Origin of the sequence: Alteromonas gilva (genome assembly GCF_028595265.1) — a bacterium.
Lineage (GTDB): Bacteria > Pseudomonadota > Gammaproteobacteria > Enterobacterales > Alteromonadaceae > Alteromonas > Alteromonas gilva.
This window is the reverse complement of sequence record NZ_JAQQXP010000002.1, coordinates 177,171-193,343: the sequence shown is the minus strand read 5'-3', so window position 1 is coordinate 193,343 and position 16,173 is coordinate 177,171. Positions and strand designations below refer to the sequence as shown.

Genomic DNA, 16,173 nt, shown 5'->3' with positions numbered 1-16,173 from the left:
ATACGGAACTTAGAATTTCACACCCACCGCCAGTTGAACCCGGCGTGGGTTATAAAAGTCTCGCGCCTGACCGAACAACTCAGACACTACATAAGGGTTGTAGTTATAACCGGTTTGTTTATTGAAGGCATTGAAGATGTCAGCACGGAAGCGCGCGGTATACCCTTCCATAAACTCCCAGTTTTGCGTATAGCTTAAATCCACCTGCCAGTGACTGGCGCCACGGCGGCTCCCCGCAGGCTCAGCAAAGCGGCTGGTACCCGACGAGTAACCATACGGCGTGCCATCCCAGGCAGTCCAGGCTTCGCCCGACTGGAACACAAAGTAGGCACCAAACACCCCATCCCAATCGGCGGTGTAGGTGCTGATCACTTTAAGCTTATGCGGCTTATCACCAATCATTTTACCGTAGCGGTTATCCCATACCATGCGGCCTCTTCCGTCACCATAGAAAGATGAGCCGATAAAGGTATTGGCATCGTTACCGGCTGTGGTGTTGTCCTGGTCGAAGTTACCGTAGTAATGACTCCATACATAAGAGGCGTTGACGTACCATCTATCTGCCTGGTACTCCGCTTCCATACTCCATTCCCAGTATTTGGTCTGGCCGCCGTCAACTTCGGCAATAACATAAGAAGAACCGCCAACTTCGTCGCGCATGGCGCCTAGATTAGGAATGTATTCACCTAAGGCTGCAATGTTGTCCGGCACACCGCCAAAGTCACCGTAGTCACCATATAAGCGTGCTCCATTAGGCATATCTTCCCAGAAATGGCTGGCATAGCGATAACGTAAGTGCGAGCGCAAAAATAGCTCGTTTGTCACGAACTTAGTTGTTCCGATGGTGTATTCATCGATACGGCGCGGACGCATGTTATCAGCAAAGAATTTACCCGAAGAACCCGGTGCACCGTCGGCATCCACAAAATCTCCATTTTGATCAAAACGAACGAGTAATTCGCGTTGGGTATTACGATCCCAGGATGCGGCCCGCGCCAGTGAACTGGCATTGGGATTATAGCTGGCATAGTTGGCAAATACGGTAGAGGACTGTTCATATTCCCAGGTAACACCTAAGCGCGGCTGTACCATGTCTTTCCAATCGGTTTTGTACATTTCGTACTTTTCACCGGGCGCCAGTTCATAGCCAGACACATTGCTGCTGTTTTCACGCAGGCCCTGTCCGTACATCGTATCCCGACTGATAACCACGCCAATGTTGTAGGTAAAGTCGCCGTGCTCAATTTCATCGTTGATCTCAATATCTATCGATTCTGCAAATGACGTAATCGGTGGCACCGTCTCACCATCTTGTACGAAGCTCATTTGCTGAATAGACGCTTCATAGAACACATTGGTCAAATCCGTTTCGCCACCATCGGCACCCAAACCACCAACGTAGCTGATTGAGCCCCAGCCATTGGATAAACGGGAAACATCTTCTCTAAGTTCAGACCATTTTGCCCCGAAATGAAGGAAGTGGGTCATATCTCCAGAATAAATCTCGGTGTCGAATTCTACCTGGAATGACTCGCGAGCAAAGTCCTGGTTGTTGATAGTTTGATAAGCGCCTACACCACCGCCGCCACGTCGTTCACCATCCTCACCGATATAGCCTAACTGCGCGATCAACGGGGCAGCGCCAGCATTAAAGGCATCGATAGCGGCGATTTCCTCTGGTGTTGCGTCATCGGGGTAATCACGGATACTGGGCACACCAAAGTAACCCATTTGATCTAAATTATTGATATCCAGTGAACCGCCCAGTAAAGGTACAACATCCAGCGCAACATCCGGTGCTGAGCTACCATCCTCGGAATATTTGGCGTATTTAAAACTCAGACTCGATACATCACCTAATAGCCAGGAACCATCTATACTGGTGATTCGGGTTTTGTTTTCTGCCCCAAGAGAAACACTATCAGTTTCAAATTCTCCGATGGAACTGCCATCTACTTCGCGGTCTGATACGCGTTGACTGACATTTAACAAAATATCGTCAGTAGGTGCCCAGGTTACCTTACCGAAAAACTCATCCCGCACGCTCTTGAAGGCTTTTGCCGGGCCATAGGCTGTCACTTTGTTTTCGCCCGTCACTTCCGGGCGGAAATATGAGCCATAAAAGAATAGCTGGTCTTTTAAGATTGGACCACTTACGGAAAGGGTAGTCCAGCTTCTGTCGACATCACTGATCACGCCATCCACTGGCGTGGCAGTAAAATTAGCGTTTTGCAGACGATATTCAACGCTGGCATGTAATTCGTTGGTACCGGATTTACTGGCAGAGTTTACCACAAAGCCACCAGAGCGATTAAAGCCAACGGCTTTGGCACCACCACGATCCACCGACACATACGCGATATCGTGGGTAGCCGGCTCAGACGATAAGTTACCAAACATGGGTAAGGATAAGTCCACACCATCAAGGGCATAGCTGTTATCAACACCAGAACCACCGGCTGACGGGCCTAGTGTACTATTCTCACTGTATTCCACGCCGGGCAGAATTTTAAGCATATCACGGTATGACTGCCCGATCGGCATATTAGCGATCACGTCTTCACCGAAAGAGTTAGTCAGTGACGAGTCGCCTTCGGTAACAATGGCCGAGCCGTAAATTTCGATGACTTCTTGGTTAGAGGCTTCATAGGCCAGATTCACCACCGATGATTGCTCCAGCATTACCCTTGTAGTGGTTTTACGCACTGAACCATCAGCAAAGGTAAAGACCACATCATAGTCACCCGGAAGCAGGAAGTTTAGCGTAAAGGTACCATCGGCACGCGTGGTGGCCCGTCTTGGCTTTGGCATAACATCACTGGTGGCTACCACTTCCACGCCACTTATCACAACACTGCCATCCGGTGCTGTCACCTGCCCTTTAATAGAGCCGGTAATTTGTTGCGCTTGCACTGGCGCACAGATGCCGGCTGCAACGGCACCGGCGAACATCACGGCCGCGGTGGAAGTTGAACGATTTTGCCAGGATTGGCGTATTGCCCGGCGCACTTCTCCGGCGAGATAGCGACCGGCAAAACACGCTTTTAATGACGTGAGTTCCTTATTCATGAGTGTGACCCCTGTTGCTGTTATTAATGTGGCTAAATTACCACTTATGTTCAACATTTAACCCACTGGGCACGCACACGTCAAGAATAATTTTTTCTCAATATTCCTTTTTTTTGAAATATTTTATATCAAAACAAGTGTAATTTTACTGCATTTAGTATATTTATTCCTCTTTAATAAAAGGCCAGCGTATGACTACCCCTTAAGATCATAAAAATCAACTTTTCAACCAGGGAAGGCATTGCATATATGAATAAAAAACATGCAGTTAGAATTAAACGAAAAGTAAGATAGGCATCTTTACCTATATGCCTAACGAGTATAGATAGTAGACTTTTTATACACTTTTATGTGTATTTATTACGCAATAATTTTTTATTCGCAGGAATAATTTATATTAATTATTCCGCATAAAAACAGGAATAATAGCCAGGAGAGGTGGAATATCACCGCGGCTTTGTTGCAGCCGCGGTGATTGGCATTTCAGAGGTGTTGCCAGGGGCCGGAAATAGCCAGTGTCCTGGTCGGGGAGTACAAATTAACAAACAGCTGCGTGCCATCGGGTGAGAAGCAGGCACCGGCCAGCTCTGTTTGCATATTCAGCTTACCAAAGGGATAAACTTCGCCATCAGGCGTAACGCCCCGCAGGTGATTATCGACGATGGCTGAGTACTGATCTTCACAAATAATGAGGTGACCACCGGGTGATACCGTCAGGTTGTCGCCGAAATTGAGAATGTCGCTGTTAGCGCTTTCAACAAATAACTGCAGCTGACCGGGGCTATCGTGCTCGGCCGGTGTCCCTTCGTAGGCAGAGGGATGATAGGCCATGACCTGGCCGAGTTTTTTATGGCCGCCGTTGGTACAGCAAAAATACAACTTGCCCTTGCCCCAGTGAATACCTTCTCCCCGCGCAAATAACGCAGCACCTTTAGCATAACCCTGGCGCCGCAGATCATCCTCTGCACTATCCGGATTGGCTATATCAACCCATTGCGCATTAAGCCATTCGCCGACCGGCATTTCACGCTTATCCCAGTTACGGGTGTCAAACCTAGGGTAGCCTTTTACAGCCAGCGCCTGCAGCTTACCGCCGGCCGCCAGATTGCCATATTCGTTAGGCACCATGCGATAGAGTAAACTGTCGCCACGATCTTCGGTTAAATACACAATGCCTGAATCCGGGTCGACGCAGGCCGCCTCATGATTGAATCGCCCCAGCGCTTTAAGTGGCTTTGGCTCAACCAGTCCCGTGGCTGCTGCCGGTACTTCAAACACATAACCGTGATATTGCGAGCCCTCATCGCTAGGCGTATCGACGCTTTCTTCGCAGGTAAGCCAGCTCCCCCAGGGAGTGACACCACCAGAACAATTACGGATAGTACCGGTCAAACTCAAAAACTCGCGCTCTTTTTGCCGTGTTTTAGTGTTGTAGTAGATGGTAGTTGTGCCACCGGGAAAGGCTTCGCCCTTGTTGTTGGTATCGTAAGCGCGTTCTGATTTGAGAGGCTGCGGTTGACCCGGGCCATATTTTTCAAGGTGCTTAGGCTGTAATTCATGATTACGGATTAGGGCCACCACATCTTGGCTAATGGCTATACAACCCATACCATCGGCCGCATCCGGCACGCTAAAACCATCATCCATTTTATCGCCAAATGACGACAGCACGGTATAGGAAAAACCGTCAGGTAAATCCAGCAAGCCGTTGGGATCTTCTTTTAGCGGGCCATAACCGGCGGCCGTTTTCATAGGCCCTGGTGTGGCGCCCTCAGCGGCAGGGTGCCTGAATAGACTGCCGGTCACCCCGATAGCACCCAATGTACCGAGCGCGGCTGTAAACTGTCGTCGTGTAATCATAGTTCTTCCTGCGATGCATTAATGTCGACACTCGCTGCGCTCTGTGGCAAATCTGATGTGTCGCACCTATGAACGATAAAATGGCGCGAGGTTCCATGCACACAAGTCTTAACACGGTCAATTTGCGATTTAACCGGATAAACCGCAATCTTTACCGAGCAGGCACTGCGCCGGCTTACTATTTTTCCTCTTCGAGCAAGCGCATCAGGGTTTTGCCCAAACGCACGTTCAGCGCCCCGGCGGCAACAGCTTCGGCTGAGTTCTCCATTAATTTAGCCGCCAGCGAGCCGCTTAACTGATTGGTCATTTCATCCGTTGCCAGGTCAAAAATACTTTGCGCCGCCAGGTTCTGGGCTAAAATTTTCATTAACTTCCAATTGCCCGCCGTTGCCGGTCGTAAGCCATATACCCGCGCCACGCGTTTGATAGTACGCATGCTGATCCACACTATCACCAACGACTGAATAAGATGGTTGGGGCTGATAAACGCCATGCTGCCGCTGGCCATGGATTCTTTTTTTACTACTTCACCGGCTTTTACTTTTACCGGTTCGGCCACGAACTGGCGGTACATAGCCACGATTTCGGCGCTGTTGTGATCGGCTTTGAGTAATCCGGTAAAGCGTTTGTAGCATTGCCGGGCATAGCTATGGGGAGCAAACTGCCCGGCATGTAAGCTAAGCGCCTGCAACGTTGCCTGGCGGGAATCGTTGGCCGCCAATTCAGCCAGTTTAGGGCGCCGGTGTATAAACTTAGTCACCTTGCGATAGCCGCGCACTTCGCCTAGTGTGAGGATCGTCACACTTAACACAAAGACACTCAGTATTATTGCCAGTATTGATGTGGCGATGGGCGACGAGGCAAAGTTTGCCTCAATAAACGCAACTGCCTCAAACAGGCTAAAGCCCAACAAGCAGCCTGTACCTGACAGCAGCGCAAGCCACTTAGCCGAGAGCCCCCTGGCAGGCTCAACCACCACCTCAGCAACGGTATCACGTTTAGCCGGCATGGCATGATCCGGCGGCTGCTGGTCTATTTCGGTTTGGGTCACTTTGGAGCGATAGGGTTTATCGGTGGTTTCACTCATCATTTATTCCTCCAGCAAGTACTGCAACAAGCGATCGAGACCATTGCCATTTAACATTCTGGCCAGATAATCATTGGGCACGCCCGCAGGCAAAGCCGGGTAATGTTCATCCGCCGGCATGGCTTTTAGTGAATCAGGTAAAGGCTCGAAAGTGGCTTCGATATAGCGCCCCTGCTGATTCACGTAGCGCAGCGCCTGTGCCGTGCTGCCAGCATCGGTGGCCTGAATTGCCGACACTAAAAAGTGTTCAAACTGAACATCATCGTTTAACTGCGCTGTGGCGCCGCGGGTAACGTCTTTAAGCAGCGCCAGCAGGTTGTCGTGCTCAGAGGCGGGTAACAGATCGCTTTTGGTTGCAACAAACGCGACCTTGGCTATTTTACGCTGTTTAAGCAGATGCCGCTGCAGCCATCCGGGATTGCCGTATACAAAGGTGTGTGACAAATTACTCAGCGTTTCGCGCAGCTGATAGAGATGGCTCTTGCTATGGTTCAGCCCCTCAAACAAGTCCACCAGGATGATTTGTTTATCGGTTTCTCTGAACGTGTTTTGTTTTAATGTTTGCAACCACTGGGTTTGAAACAGGCCAAAATGATGAGCGAAGCGCTGCGTCCAGGGGCTCGACTGATCGCTGCTAATTCGCGAGGGCAGCGGCGTAAATCCGAACTCCTGCCAGTCAAAACCAGAGCCGGGGATTAAAAAGCTGCCCGGTTGGAGCATAGAAATCCCGGCGGCTTTTGCGGTGAGCAGATACTCACGGTAAGCATTTACGAGTCCGGCAATATTATCGGGCGTGGGTGGCTGCTCAAAGTCAAAGGCATTGACCCATTTATGCCAGGTCCCGGCAAACTGACTTTGCGGCTCGTTCATTTGCTGGGCCCAGGCTGAATCAGACCATTGGGTATAGGTTTTATCCAGCATCGGTAAATCAGTGAGCCATTCCCCCGGGTAGTCAATAAACTCAAACACCACATCCGTAAAAGGCAACAGATACTTTTTAACCTGGTGGGTTTGGCGCAGCCGTACGATTAACTGAAAGCCTGCCACCGATTCGGTTGCAGGCGGCCACTGGCCATTTTCCAGTGCTTGTAAGTGGGCATCGACCGGAAACTCAGGCAAATCACCTAATGGCTCAATCCACAGTTTTTCGACCAGATCCATGGGTAAATAACGCAGCAGTGGCAAGCACTGGTAATGCTGTTCGCTGCGATATTTTAAAATGGTCATCAAACTGGTAAACAGCATAGACTTGCCGCTGCGTGACAGGCCGGTAATGGTAAAGCGATGCGTCGACTGCATAAACCATTGCGCAAACTGTGCCGAGCCCGCGTCAGTGGCTCGCCTGACCGGGTTCATTACGCTCCTCATTAGTTGACGCATGGGTCTTTTCCTTTTCTGCTGCCGGGCCAACAGGCTCAGTTGGCTATCGACCTACTATAGCTACTCAGTGGCGACGATGCACCGTGGTTCAAGTCTTAGCCACATTTTGTTACAGCTTATTGATCGTCCACCGCAGCCACGCTGAAAGGATTATCAATACTGTGTGCCGGCGCGGTGAACCAGCGCGGCCCGTTGTCGGTCATGTAAAAATGGTCTTCCAGCCGGATACCAAACTCACCGGGCACCACAATCATCGGCTCATTACTAAAACACATTCCCGCAGACAAAGGCTGAGGGTTGTCTTTGACCAAATAAGGCCATTCGTGGATATCCATGCCAATGCCGTGACCGGTTCGGTGTGGCAGGCCCGGCAGGTTATAATCCGGCCCCAGGCCAGCAGTGGCAAGGCTAGCCCTGGCGGCGGCATCCACATCGCCACAAGGGGCATTAAGTTTAGCCGCATTAAAGGCCGCTATCTGCGCTTCTTTTTCGGCCTGCCATAAGCGCCGCTGCTTATCGGTAGCGCCGCCAAAACTATAGGTACGGGTAATATCCGACAAATAACCGTGTAGCTTACAACCGGTATCGATCAGCACCAGGTCACCTTGTTTAAGTACCTGGGGATCCTTAACACCATGAGGAAAGGATGTGGCTTTACCAAATAGCACAATACAAAAATACGAGCCGCTGGCGCCTACTTTTTTGTGCGCATCGTTAATAAACTGCTCGACGTCGGTGGTAGTAATACCTTCATATAAGATGCTGGCCGTGGCTTTATGTACCGCCAGGGTCATGTCCATGGCACGCTGAATAAGCGCAAGCTCAGCCGGACTCTTATGCATACGGCAGTGGGCCGTGACCTGGCTGGCGTTAACAATACTGATGTCATGGAATACCTGATTAAAGCCATCGACAATAAAGAACGCCGTGGACTCATCGACACCAACGATATCCCCCGACTTCACTCCCATATTTTGCAATACGTCAGCCACCAGAACGTAGGGGCTTTCGTGTTCCTGCCAGCCTGCTATCTCGCCACCGATCACCTGGCGCTCCTGCAAAGAAGCAATCTCGAATGTTGGCGCAATAAACACCACCTCACCATTGGCGGGTAAAATAGCACCCACCAGGCGCTCGCTGGCATACCAGTCAAGGCCGGTAAAGTAACTCAGGTTAGTCCCGGCATTCAGGTAAATGGCGGCAATGTTGTTGTTACGCATAAAGCGTTGCGCCAGGGCGATACGCGCGGCAAACTCGCCAGGCTCAATAGCCAGCGCGCCCTGTGTCATGTCAGTCAGTGTGGCCAGCGCCTGTGCCTGGGTCTTTCCACCGATACCTTGTTGCATACTATCTCCACGTCTATCTGCGACTCTTGCGCGCTATGATAACGTATTCGACGCCATGATAAGACCTGCATGGGCGTTTATTGATCTGCTTTTAGGCACAAGTTAACGGTTTTAACTCGCACCACACGCTGTGTTACGGCAGTATAAAGACCAATGTATTACGTATCTGACTGCCCGAATACAGGTGTTAAACCATAAGCACTAGCAGCGACGCAATAAAAGAGAAGCGCATGAACAGACTCAACCACCTTGCACGAATCATGACACTGTCAGCCCTGTTGGCAGCGTCGGGTTTAACGATCACCAGCTGTTCGTCAGCGACCGTCGCACACGGTGATAGTAGCGCGACCAACGCAAACAGTCGCTTCGAAACCTTATACCAGGCGGAATGGGCCTGGCGACAAAATAAAAGCACCAGCGACGAAAACACCGATGACAATTACGCCTCATCCAGTCTGCCTGATGTCAGCATTGCCGCGCAGCAACAACGTTTAGCTCGCTGGCAGTCTACCCTGGACACCCTCGATAGCATTGATGTCAGCGCCTTATCAGAGGCCAATCAGGTGAATTATGCGGTTTACCGCCTGCAAATTGAGACACTGATTGCTGATCAGCAGTTTAAAACCTACGAAAAGCCCCTGCTGGGTGATACAGCATTCTGGAGTAATCTGGCGTATCAGGCGCGTAAAACCTTCCGCCACGAGCAGGATTTCGACAATTACCTGGCCTGGTTGCAGGATATGCCACGCTACTTTGACCAACAAATTGCCAATATGCGGCTCGGCCTGGCGCGTCAGTTCACGCTGCCTGAAATTTCGCTGCAAGGACGTGATGCGTCGGTCATTTCAGTGGTTAACGCCAAAGGCAAAGACAACCTCTATTTTCAGCCGTTTACTAAAATCCCGGCCAGTATAAGCAGTGCTAAACACGCTGAGCTGAAAGCCAGAGCACAGGCGGTTATTGCCGAATACGTGATCCCGGCCCATCAAAGATTATTAACTTTTCTGCAGGAACAATACATACCCAATGCGCAGCCTTCGATAGCCGGCTATGATTTGCCCGATGGGAAGGCGTATTACCAGGCGCAAATTAAAAAATATACCACACTGGCGCTGACTGCCGAGGAGATCCACCAGATTGGCTTAGCCGAAGTCGCGAAAATTCGTCAACGCATGCACGACGTCATGAAAGAGGTCAGCTTCGACGGCAATCTGCAGGATTTTTTAACCTTTTTACGCACCGATGAACAGTTTTACGTCGATACACCTCAGGCGCTGCTCGACCGCGCCGCCTGGACTGCCAAAGAGTTTGACGGGGTCGCCGATGATTGGTTTGGTCATCTGCCGCGCAAACGATTTGCCATTATTCCCGTGCCCGATGATATCGCTCCCTTTTACACCGCCGGGCGCGGTGGTCCGGGGGTGTATCTGGTAAATACCTACGATCTGCCGTCGCGGCCGCTTTATTCGTTGCCGGCACTCACCTTACATGAGTCAGCACCGGGCCACGCCTTTCAAATGCCACTGTCACTGGAAAACAACGCTATCCCGGAATTCCGCCGCCAAAGTTATATTTCGGCCTTCGGCGAAGGCTGGGCGTTGTATTCAGAATTGCTCGGTGAAGAAATGGGGCTTTATCATACCCCTTATGAAATATTTGGTATGCTCAGTTATCAAATGTGGCGGGCCGCTCGCTTAGTGGTAGACACGGGTATTCATGCCAAAGGCTGGAGTCGCCAACAAGCGCAGGATTTTATGAAGGCCAATACTGCGCTGTCGGTGCATGAAATCACCACCGAGGTTGACCGCTACATTGCCTGGCCCGGTCAGGCACTGTCTTACTATCTTGGTCAGATGGCAATTGTTGAACACCGCGCAGCCGCTGAAAAAGCACTCGGTGCCGACTTCGACATTCGCCATTTCCATGACATGATCCTGCAAATGGGCTCCGTGCCCCTGGCCGTGCTGGAACAAAGAGTAGAACGCTTTATTGCCGAAGGCGGCCCCTCGCCATACCAAGAGTAATGTGAGATATACGCACAATCGTCGAAAGCAGCGAGGCAGAAAAAATGACAGCACTACATATTGAGGCACTCAAACATGCTGAGCAGGGCAATTGGGATGCCGCCCATGACCTTGTGCAGGATCGCAACGACACGCTATCCTGCCTTATTCATGGTTACCTGCACCGTGAAGAAGGCGATGAATTTAACGCCCGCTACTGGTATCAGCGAGCAGGGCAAAGTATGCCCGCCACCAGTCTGAATGATGAACTCGCCCGCTTGTACTCGATGGCACAAGATGCTCAATAACGAACAGTTGCATGTCGCAATTTCTGATACTCCCTTGAAAACGGTAGGCAACCTATCACCTCACTGTTGAACTCAGCAACCAGCCTGGGAGTTCATATCCTGAACTTTACTGAAAAATAAAATAAATCCAGGCACTTTCATTATTTTTTTCCAGTCAGGCATGCTATTGGTACTGCAAATAGCGTAAGCCACTGGCCGCAATGTTTCGCGTTTGTATCGCTCTTATATATCTCAATGACTTGGCAGAAATTGACCTGGCAGGTCTGGCAACAGAGTTTAAGGATTGACACCAATGAAGCTTTTTATCTGCACATTAACCGCTGTCATCTTACAGCTGGTTTTTGTGGCGCAGGCAAAACTGCCTGACAAAAGTCAGATAATGACAGATATGCAACGGGTGGCCGACTGGCAAATAGAGCACTTCCATGACGACATGGAACGTGAAAATGAATGGGAAAACCGATTTAACGCCTGGACTTACGGAGCCCTTTACATCGGCATGGAAAAGTGGGCAAAAATGGCTCCCACCAACAAATACTACGAGTTTTTGCTTGATGTGGCTGCCCAAAACAACTGGGATTTGGGTCCGGGCAAATACCACGCTGATGATCAGGCAGTAGGCCAGCTGTACATTGAGCTTTATCGCAAATACAAAAAGCCGCACATGTTGGCGAAAACCCTCGACCGTACCAACTGGATTATGAATAACCCCAGCACCCAGCCCATGCGCTTAAATCATTATAAATATACCGAGCGCTGGACCTGGTGCGATGCGCTGTTTATGGCGCCACCAGTGTGGGCCAAACTGGCTAACATTACCAACAACGATGATTTTCGTGACTGGATGTTTGCCGAATATGTTGCCACGGTAAATCACCTTTATGATAAGCAGGAAAACCTCTTTTACCGCGACGAGCACTTTATTCATGAGCGAGACAATGGCCATAAAATATTTTGGTCGCGCGGCAATGGCTGGGTATTTGGCGGCCTGACGCTAATCCTCGAAGAGTTACCACAAGGACCACAAAAAGCTTACTTCACACGCCTTTATAAAGATATGGCTGCCAGCCTTATTGCGTTGCAAACACAAGAGGGTCACTGGGCAATGAGCCTGAAAGCAGCCGCGCTGTACCCGACTCCCGAAACCTCAGGTACGGCATTTTTTACCTATGGCTTAGCGTGGGGAGTTAATAATGGCTATCTGGATAAAAACACCTATCTCCCTACCATCGAGCGCGGCTGGCAAAGTTTAACCAGCCATATCACCAGCGACGGCATGCTTGGTTATGTTCAACCCGTGGGCGCTGGCCCCGGTGACGCCTGGCCGGATAAAACCGAAGTATATGGTGTGGGCGCATTTCTTTCGGCCGGTAGTGAACTGTATAAATTAGCGCAGGACTAAGCTGGCACGGCGCGTAACCTGGTTACACGGCGTCACTATCATGTTAACACTGCTGCGGGCAACGGGGTTAATACCCGCTTGCAATACGCTTTTTTAACCAGCTCGCTGAGGTTATCTGTATAAACGACCAAGGCGTTCCCGAAGCCTATCCTATTGTTGCTGGCCATTACTGCTGGCAAATCAGTTTGCGATAAGCAAACAAATTTCGTAGACAATAAGCCGTCAGCTCTGGCATTATTGCGACCATCAAATGTTATATTATAACATATCAACAATAAGAACGGATTAGGTAAGAATGTCAGACGCTGTAATCAGTGCCGAAAAGCTTTGTGTTTCGGTTGGTTCCAAACAAATTTTAAACAACGTTACATTTGATGTCAGAGCGGGTGAAGTACTGGCATTGTTGGGCGGCAACGGTGCCGGTAAATCAACAACCATTAAAACATTATTGGGCCTGATGACGCCCACCTCGGGCTCTGTGTCAATTGCCGGTATTAGTGTTCAGACACAGCCGGATATTGTGCGCCAAAAAGTCGCTTATTTACCTGAATCAGTGATGCTCTACGGCCATTTAAATGCTCTCGAGAACATACGCTATTTCTTATCGCTCGCAGGTAAACCGCAAACGGATGCCGATATTTCCGCGTCGTTAGGCCGTGTCGCTTTGCAGCAACAAGCCTGGCAAACACCGCTGAGCAGTTACTCCAAGGGCATGCGACAAAAAACAGCCATTGCCTTAGCTTTATTACGTGAAACGCCTGTGCTGTTTTTAGATGAACCGACATCAGGGCTTGATCCGGTTGCAATTGACGAATTTAACCGCCTGGTTAAACAATTAGCCAGTCAGGGTGTCACCATTTTAATGGTAACCCACGATGTATACGGCGCCTGTCATGTAGCAAATCGTATTGGTTTACTGCGCAACGGCGAAATTGTCGGCATGTTTGATGCGCCGGAAAACGGCAATATTGACTCCGAAGCCGTACATCGCGCCTTTACCGAAGGGGCGCAAGTATGAGCGATACGCTATTAACCATTGCCCGTGACGAATGGCGCTACTGGCGGCGCTCTAAACTGGCGCAAACGGTGGTCATAATTACATTTTTACTGATGGCCGCATCCGTATGGGTCACCTATTCCGCAGTGCAATTGGCGGCAGAGCAACGCCAGCACATGCAGGCAAGCTCGGAAGATACCTTTGTTGATCAGCCCGACAGACACCCTCACAGAATGGTGCATTATGGGCATTATTTATTTCGTGCGCCGCTGCCGCTTTCCAGTTTGGACCCAGGCATCGACCCGTTTACCGGCACGGCTATTTTTCTGGAAGGCCATCGTCAGAACGGCGCCACGTTTGCCGACCAAAAACAAAGTAGTGGCCTGACCTGGCTGGGACGACTGACACCGTCATACATTATGCAGGTGTTGGCTCCACTATTAGTTATCATACTGGGTTTTGGCGTAATGACCCGCGAGCGCGAGGCCGGCACGCTTGATTTTTTAAAAGTACAGGGCGTATCACCACTGACACTCATTGCGGGCAAAGGACTTGCCTTGGCGGGGGCGGTGGTGCTGGTGCTATCGCCTCTCATCATCGGCGCTGTCTTTGCCGTACTCAATGGCGCAGCACTCTTACCCGCCGCCGTGTTTATTGTTAGTTACCTGCTGTACCTGAGCATTTGGTGTGGTGTGGTTTTGCTCGCCTCGACCCTGTCGCCGTCTAACAGCAGCAGTTTTAGTACATTAATCGCGCTGTGGATCCTGTTGTGTTTAATGGTTCCTCGTATTGCCGCCAATACCGCAAGTGTCATGGTTAACTCTCCCGGCAAGCTGGAAACCGACTTTGCCGTATTGCACAAATTACGGCAGATGGGCGATGGTCACAACGCCGGTGATCCTGCGTTTAAAGCTCTTAAAGATAACCTGCTGGCCAAATACGACGTCGACAAGGTTGAAGATCTGCCGGTTAATTTTAAAGGCATTGTCGCTCAGCAATCAGAAGCGCAATTAACCCAGGTGCTTAATGAGTTTGCCGAACAACAAATGCAGCGCGAGAAAGCCCAGTCCGATATAGCCCGACGCTTTGGCTGGCTTTCACCTGTGCTCGCGATTCAAACTGCCTCAATGAAACTGGCTGGTACAGATTTAGAAAATTATCACCGTTTTTTACGCGAGGCAGAGGCTGTGCGTTTTGATTTCGTACAATCCCTCAACAAACTGCATGCTGAAGGACTAAGTTACGCCGCAGACAGCAATAAATATAGCAGCCACGAAGCTAAAAAGAAGGCGACTGTGAGCGCCGAAAACTGGCACATTCTCAATGATTTTCGTTTCACCGGACTCGCTGCTAAGCAGCGTGTGGCACAGAGTCTTGCCTCGCTACTGCAACTTTTGTTGTCACTGATAGTCGTCGTTGGGACCATTTTATTTGCAGGTAAAAGAGTATGAACTGGCTGGATATCCGTCGTGAATCGCGATTCGTATTAGGTAGAAAATCAACGCAATTTGTACTGCTTGCAAGCTTACTGATTGCCCTGTTTTCGGTATGGACCGGCAGTGCCGAAGTCGCTCAGCAGCATGCCACCATTGAGCGCCTGCTCGCGGCTGACAAAACAGACCGTGAGGAAGTGACCGCCAGTCATCATGACTATGGTTATGTTGCCTATTACAGCTTTCACCTCACGTATTCGTCACCGTCGCCTCTGGCCTTTGCAGCGCTGGGGGTTCGGGATGTCTACCCATGGAAGCACCGCATCAGAATGCTTGCGCTGGAAGGGCAAATTCACGAGTCAGACACCCAAAACCCGGAGTTGGCTATGACCGGGCGAATCGATTTTGCCTTTGTGGTTGCCGTACTTGCTCCTCTGCTGCTCATTTTGTTGCTGCATGACATGCGGGCTGCTGAACGCGCGTCTGGCAGACTCGATTTTCTAACGGTGACAGCGCGCTCGGGTATGAGTTTATGGCCGCTAAGAACGCTCATTCTGATGCTTGCCTTATGGCTGTCCTTGCTCCTGCCATTTGCCATCGCAGCGCTGCTCAATGGCGTTTCGGCAGCGATGATACTGGCAGTGGCCCTTGTGGTGCTAGTCTATCTGGCGGGTTGGAGCGCACTGTGCTACGGAGTTTCCAGAATGACCTACCCGGCCCCAGTACTGGCGTCTTTTCTACTCGGTTTTTGGTTACTCACTACTTTTATTATCCCTGCGGTGGGTAATGTAATGATTGAGAAAACCGTGCATGGCCCGCAGGGCGGTGAAATTTTAATGACCCAGCGGGAAGCCGTTAACGACGCCTGGGATCTGCCGGTTCACACCACGATGGACGCCTTTGTTGCCACTCACCCACAATGGGCAGGTAAAACTGAGATTAGCAGCTTGTTTGAATGGAAATGGTATTACGCGTTTCAACAAGTGGGCGATCAACAAGCAGCACCGCTCGCGCTTGCGTATCAGCAAAGCGCCGAACAAAAGTATCGAATTGCCGGTTGGATAGCCTGGTTGTCGCCAGCAACCCTATTGCAACGCACCCTGACTCATTGGGCCGAAACAGATGCCGTTGCGGCATGGCAGTATGAGCAGCAGGTACGTCGCTTTCACAGCGAGTTAAGACACTTTTACTACCCACTGCTGTTTAATAATCAGCAATTTAAAATGCAGATTTTGGACACCAGGCCTGAATTTACCCCTGAACAACCTTCAATGAAATAAGCTGGAAG

Annotated in this window: 11 protein-coding genes; 6 read left to right on the top strand and 5 right to left on the bottom strand. The window is 50.3% G+C overall.

All coding sequences use genetic code 11. The features are described 5' to 3' along the window. Window positions 1-9: 9 nt before the first annotated feature. The 5 genes from OIK42_RS14515 to OIK42_RS14495 all read right to left on the bottom strand — a co-directional run bounded on the left by OIK42_RS14515 (window position 10) and on the right by OIK42_RS14495 (window position 8,742). Window positions 10-3,069 carry a TonB-dependent receptor gene (locus OIK42_RS14515; RefSeq protein ID WP_273641753.1) on the bottom strand — a complete coding sequence of 1,020 codons (3,060 nt, stop codon included), beginning with the start codon at window positions 3,067-3,069 and terminating at the stop codon, window positions 10-12. A gap of 483 nt (window positions 3,070-3,552) precedes the next feature. Further along, the gene (locus tag OIK42_RS14510; protein WP_273641752.1) at window positions 3,553-4,929 is read right to left on the bottom strand and encodes an alkaline phosphatase PhoX; all 1,377 of its coding nucleotides are present in this window, start codon (window positions 4,927-4,929) and stop codon (window positions 3,553-3,555) included. Between the two features lie 178 nt (window positions 4,930-5,107). Next, window positions 5,108-6,019, bottom strand: a complete 912-nt coding sequence (locus tag OIK42_RS14505; RefSeq protein WP_273641751.1) for a DUF697 domain-containing protein — start codon at window positions 6,017-6,019, stop codon at window positions 5,108-5,110. After that, a complete protein-coding gene (locus OIK42_RS14500; RefSeq protein ID WP_273641750.1) occupies window positions 6,020-7,396 on the bottom strand; it encodes a YcjX family protein in 1,377 nt (458 codons plus the stop codon). A gap of 116 nt (window positions 7,397-7,512) precedes the next feature. Beyond that, window positions 7,513-8,742, bottom strand: coding sequence for a M24 family metallopeptidase (locus OIK42_RS14495; protein WP_273641749.1), 1,230 nt, complete (start codon window positions 8,740-8,742; stop codon window positions 7,513-7,515). Window positions 8,743-8,972: 230 nt separating this feature from the next. On the opposite strand from OIK42_RS14495, the gene OIK42_RS14490 reads away from it, so the two are divergent. The 6 genes from OIK42_RS14490 to OIK42_RS14465 all read left to right on the top strand — a co-directional run bounded on the left by OIK42_RS14490 (window position 8,973) and on the right by OIK42_RS14465 (window position 16,165). After that, complete coding sequence (locus OIK42_RS14490; protein ID WP_273641748.1) at window positions 8,973-10,766, top strand: DUF885 domain-containing protein; 1,794 nt, start codon at window positions 8,973-8,975, stop codon at window positions 10,764-10,766. Between the two features lie 44 nt (window positions 10,767-10,810). Next, on the top strand, window positions 10,811-11,053 hold the full coding sequence (locus OIK42_RS14485) for a hypothetical protein (RefSeq protein WP_273641747.1): 243 nt from the start codon (window positions 10,811-10,813) through the stop codon (window positions 11,051-11,053). A gap of 292 nt (window positions 11,054-11,345) precedes the next feature. After that, window positions 11,346-12,455, top strand: coding sequence for a glycoside hydrolase family 88/105 protein (locus OIK42_RS14480; protein WP_273641746.1), 1,110 nt, complete (start codon window positions 11,346-11,348; stop codon window positions 12,453-12,455). A 295-nt stretch (window positions 12,456-12,750) separates the two neighbouring features. Next, window positions 12,751-13,473, top strand: a complete 723-nt coding sequence (locus tag OIK42_RS14475) for an ABC transporter ATP-binding protein (RefSeq protein WP_273641745.1) — start codon at window positions 12,751-12,753, stop codon at window positions 13,471-13,473. After that, window positions 13,470-14,903, top strand: coding sequence for an ABC transporter permease (locus tag OIK42_RS14470; protein WP_273641744.1), 1,434 nt, complete (start codon window positions 13,470-13,472; stop codon window positions 14,901-14,903). The genes OIK42_RS14475 and OIK42_RS14470 overlap by 4 nt, the downstream gene beginning before the upstream one ends. Then, the gene (locus OIK42_RS14465) at window positions 14,900-16,165 is read left to right on the top strand and encodes a DUF3526 domain-containing protein (RefSeq protein WP_273641743.1); all 1,266 of its coding nucleotides are present in this window, start codon (window positions 14,900-14,902) and stop codon (window positions 16,163-16,165) included. The genes OIK42_RS14470 and OIK42_RS14465 overlap by 4 nt, the downstream gene beginning before the upstream one ends. Window positions 16,166-16,173 lie beyond the last annotated feature (8 nt).

What these genes read in the sequence shown, in the direction of transcription:
- OIK42_RS14500 (WP_273641750.1), bottom strand. Translation starts at nt 7,396, where the DNA reads ATGCGTCAACTAATGAGGAGCGTAATGAACCCGGTCAGGCGAGCCACT.
- OIK42_RS14505 (WP_273641751.1), bottom strand. Translation starts at nt 6,019, where the DNA reads ATGATGAGTGAAACCACCGATAAACCCTATCGCTCCAAAGTGACCCAA.
- OIK42_RS14510 (WP_273641752.1), bottom strand. Translation starts at nt 4,929, where the DNA reads ATGATTACACGACGACAGTTTACAGCCGCGCTCGGTACATTGGGTGCT.
- OIK42_RS14480 (WP_273641746.1), top strand. Translation starts at nt 11,346, where the DNA reads ATGAAGCTTTTTATCTGCACATTAACCGCTGTCATCTTACAGCTGGTT.
- OIK42_RS14475 (WP_273641745.1), top strand. Translation starts at nt 12,751, where the DNA reads ATGTCAGACGCTGTAATCAGTGCCGAAAAGCTTTGTGTTTCGGTTGGT.
- OIK42_RS14470 (WP_273641744.1), top strand. Translation starts at nt 13,470, where the DNA reads ATGAGCGATACGCTATTAACCATTGCCCGTGACGAATGGCGCTACTGG.
- OIK42_RS14495 (WP_273641749.1), bottom strand. Translation starts at nt 8,742, where the DNA reads ATGCAACAAGGTATCGGTGGAAAGACCCAGGCACAGGCGCTGGCCACA.
- OIK42_RS14490 (WP_273641748.1), top strand. Translation starts at nt 8,973, where the DNA reads ATGAACAGACTCAACCACCTTGCACGAATCATGACACTGTCAGCCCTG.
- OIK42_RS14485 (WP_273641747.1), top strand. Translation starts at nt 10,811, where the DNA reads ATGACAGCACTACATATTGAGGCACTCAAACATGCTGAGCAGGGCAAT.
- OIK42_RS14465 (WP_273641743.1), top strand. Translation starts at nt 14,900, where the DNA reads ATGAACTGGCTGGATATCCGTCGTGAATCGCGATTCGTATTAGGTAGA.
- OIK42_RS14515 (WP_273641753.1), bottom strand. Translation starts at nt 3,069, where the DNA reads ATGAATAAGGAACTCACGTCATTAAAAGCGTGTTTTGCCGGTCGCTAT.